3 protein-coding genes are annotated in these 3,787 nt (G+C 44.0%); 1 reads left to right on the forward strand and 2 read right to left on the reverse strand.

Features of this window, described 5'->3' with window-relative positions; translation table 11 throughout:
• Nucleotides 1–125 precede the first annotated feature (125 nt).
• The gene (ilvC, locus tag RH40_RS12300) at nucleotides 126–1,610 is read right to left on the reverse strand and encodes a ketol-acid reductoisomerase (RefSeq protein WP_009601848.1); all 1,485 of its coding nucleotides are present in this window, start codon (nucleotides 1,608–1,610) and stop codon (nucleotides 126–128) included.
• A 133-nt stretch (nucleotides 1,611–1,743) separates the two neighbouring features.
• On the opposite strand from ilvC, the gene ilvY reads away from it, so the two are divergent.
• Complete coding sequence (gene ilvY / locus RH40_RS12305; RefSeq protein WP_009601849.1) at nucleotides 1,744–2,634, forward strand: HTH-type transcriptional activator IlvY; 891 nt, start codon at nucleotides 1,744–1,746, stop codon at nucleotides 2,632–2,634.
• A 6-nt stretch (nucleotides 2,635–2,640) separates the two neighbouring features.
• On the opposite strand, the gene hemN is transcribed toward ilvY, so the two are convergent.
• On the reverse strand, nucleotides 2,641–3,787 hold a 1,147-nt coding region (hemN, locus tag RH40_RS12310; protein ID WP_009601850.1), incomplete at its 5' end, for an oxygen-independent coproporphyrinogen III oxidase.

Consider the following 3,787-nt stretch of genomic DNA (forward strand, 5'->3'; position numbering starts at 1 on the left):
TAAGTTAGATACCATTAAATAAAAAGGCTTGGTGAACGAACCAAGCCTTTTTATTATCTGTTGTGTTTCAATTGTATTTATTGACCCCAATCTGAGTGGAGTTTAGTTTTACTTCTCGGTAATGATTAACCACCTACCGAAATACGCTTCATATCCGTCATGTAACCGCGCAGCTCTTCACCAATGTATTCAACTGGATGGTTGCGGATAGCATCATTGACTTCAATCAAACGCGCATTATCAACATGATTGGACGTTGCGGCTAAACCTTTACCAATCACATCCGTGCCCACTTTAGGCATAAATTGCTCACGCAAGAGTGGCGTCGCTACATTTGCAAATAGGTAGTTCCCATACTCTGCCGTATCAGAAATTACGACATTCATTTCGTAGAGGCGCTTACGTGCAATGGTGTTGGCAATAAGAGGTAACTCGTGTAAAGACTCATAATACGCTGACTCATCGATGATTCCAGAAGCAGTCATTGCTTCAAATGCCAGCTCTACCCCTGCTCGTACCATGGCAACCATCAAAATACCGTTATCAAAGTATTCTTGCTCTGTAATTTCTTGCGTTGACTCTGGGTAATTTTCAAACGCAGTTTGACCCGTTTCCTCACGCCAGCCCAAAAGGTTCGCATCATCATTGGCCCAGTCCGCCATCATAGTACTGGAGAAATGACCGGTAATAATGTCATCCATATGTTTGTTATACAACGGACGCATGAGATCTTTAAGCTGCTCAGAAAGCTCAAAAGCTTTCACTTTCGCGGGATTGGATAGACGATCCATCATGTGGGTAATGCCACCGAACTTAAGTGCTTCGGTAATGGTCTCCCAACCGTATTGAAGTAATTTACCCGCATAACCAGGATCGATACCTTCAGCAACCATTTTTTCATAGCTCACAATCGAACCTGCTTGCAACATACCACACAAGATCGTTTGCTCGCCCATTAGGTCAGATTTTACTTCCGCAACAAAAGAAGACTCAAGACAGCCAGCACGATGCCCGCCGGTTGCAGCCGCCCATGCCTTCGCTATGTCCCAACCCTCGCCTTGAGGATCATTTTCAGGATGAACTGCAATCAAGGTCGGTACACCAAAACCTCGTTTATACTCTTCACGAACTTCTGTACCCGGGCACTTGGGAGCAACCATAACCACCGTAATGTCTTGGCGAACTTGCATTCCTTCTTCGACCACATTAAAGCCATGAGAGTAGCCCAAAGCAGCACCCTGTTTCATTAATGGCATCACGGTCTCAACCACGTTGGTGTGCTGTTTATCTGGCGTAAGATTTACCACCAAATCAGCATTAGGGATCAAGTTTTCGTAGCTATCCACTTCAAAACCGTTCTCTTTGGCATTTTTGTACGATTGGCGCTGCTCATCAATCGCCGCTTGGCGCAATGCATAAGCAACGTCTAAACCGGAATCGCGCATGTTCAATCCCTGATTGAGTCCCTGAGCACCACAACCCACAATCACAACCTTCTTACCTTTGAGATAATCAGCTTCGGTAGCAAATTCACTACGGTCCATGAATCGGCAACGACCTAGCTGGTCTAGTTGTTGACGTAAGTTTAGTGTATTAAAGTAGTTCGCCATCCAAGTGCTCCTATAAATCTACCATGGTGGTCGGTGATAAATAACCGAATACCCTCATACTAAAGCAGGCAAATGCTTGCTCAAAGTGATATATTCACAATTAGTTATTGCAAATTTTGCAACATGGTAAGTTATGCAAATAAAAAGCCTCCAGCTATTCGTTCACCTGTGTGAAAATAAAAACTTTGCCAAAACAGCGGCAGCGATGCACCTGAGTCCATCAGCGTTAAGCCGTCAGATAAAAAGACTCGAACAGGATATTAATCAAACTCTGTTTATACGTGACAATCGCAGTGTCGAAATTACGCCAGCTGGGCGGCAGTTGCTCCCCGTCGCCCTCAGAATCATCAGTGAATGGCAAACCTACCATGCCCAAGTACAGAGTCAGTCTGGGCAACTCAAAGGGGAAATACGGTTATTTTGTTCTGTCACTGCGAGCTACAGTCATCTACCCAACTTATTGTCACACTTTCGCCAACAATACCCGCTTATAGAGTTTAAGCTTTCGACGGGTGATCCTGCTCAAGCGATTGAAAAGGTAATGAATGATGAAGTCGATGTTGCTATCTCAGCTCAGCCCGAACAGCTACCAAGCCGGCTCGAGTTTGAGACCATTAGTCGTATTCCTCTTTCTGTGATTGCACCCACCACATCACCGACCTTGCAAGCGATACTCCATCAGCCAGAATTAGATTGGAACAAGATCCCTTTTATCGTTTCTGAGTCTGGCGTGGCTAGAGAGCGTGCAAATACGTGGTTCAAAGCGATGAAAATACGCCCCAATATTTATGCTCAAGTTTCAGGTCATGAGGCAATTGTTAGCATGGTTGCACTTGGGTGTGGTCTAGGAATCGCACCTGATGTGGTGATTAACAACAGCCCTGTCAAAGACAAGATTGAATACTTAAACATGACACCTATTGAACCATTCAAGCTTGGCGTATGCTGCAAACGAGCCCAGCTTAGTAACCCTCTCATCTATGCCTTGTGGCAAATCGCTAAAGAAGTCAGAATTGACGAATAGAGAGAGTCAGATCACTTTGGAATATTGTTGTTGATTCGTTTGACGGCGCAAATAACGGTCAAAACACATACAGATATTACGAATCAATAACCGACCACGTGCCGTCACTGTGATGATATTACTTTCGATACTAACCAGCTTATCCTCAATAAAAGGAGCCAGTAGCGCCAAATCTAGTTGAAAGTATTGAGCAAAACAAACATCATACCTGCGCTCTATTGAGCCCATATCCAATGTAAAGTTACACATCAATTGTTTGATAATATCACGACGTAATAAGTCATCACTATCGAGTGTAAGCCCTTTGTACAGTGCATGACGTTGGTCTTCTACTTGTTGATAGTATTCTTTGAGCTGTTTATGATTTTGTGCATAAACATCTCCGATCATGGAAATCGCCGAAACACCAAACCCGATGAGATCGCACTCACCTTGCGTAGTATACCCCTGAAAATTTCGGTGTAATTTCCCTTGGCGCTGAGCGATGGCCAGTTCATCATTAGGAAGAGCAAAATGGTCCATACCAATGGCCTGATAACCCCGCTGAGTTAGCGTTATTAAGGTATCTTGTAACATCGCCATTTTTTGCTCGATGCTCGGTAAATCTTGTTGATGGATTTTACGTTGGGCAGCAAAAAGTTCTGGCATGTGCGCATAATTAAATACCGAAATACGCTCGGGTTTCATCTCAAGTACTTTTTTTACTGTCTGTGCAAAAGAGTCCGCGCTTTGTTTCGGTAGGCCATAGATAAGATCGAGGTTGGTCGAACGAAAATTGAGGTCTTCTGCCCTTTTCACCAAAGCAGTAATATGGGCTTCATCTTGCTCTCTATTTACTGCTTTTTGAACGTCTTTATTAAAGTCTTGTACACCAATGCTCAAACGATTAAACCCTTCACGGCGCAAGTGATCTATCTTGGCTATGGGAAGGTCTCTAGGGTCTATTTCAATACTCAGCTCAGCGTCCAAATCAAAGTCAAATTCGTGGCGTAACACACTCATAAGACGACTAATTTGAGCTTGAGATAAAAATGTTGGTGTCCCACCACCAAAATGCAACTGGTTAACCTTACGTCCTTGCAGCAATGCAGCACGAGTTCGGACTTCCAATTCCAATGCATCGAGATATTCATCCGCCTTGTGCGAGTGACGA

It is taken from the genome of Vibrio caribbeanicus ATCC BAA-2122 (assembly GCF_000165125.1).
GTDB classification, from domain to species: domain Bacteria; phylum Pseudomonadota; class Gammaproteobacteria; order Enterobacterales; family Vibrionaceae; genus Vibrio; species Vibrio caribbeanicus.

Bases quoted from the DNA above. Each gene is read 5' to 3' on its own strand.
- ilvC (WP_009601848.1), bottom strand. From the start codon at position 1,610: ATGGCGAACTACTTTAATACACTAAACTTACGTCAACAACTAGACCAG.
- ilvY (WP_009601849.1), top strand. From the start codon at position 1,744: ATGCAAATAAAAAGCCTCCAGCTATTCGTTCACCTGTGTGAAAATAAA.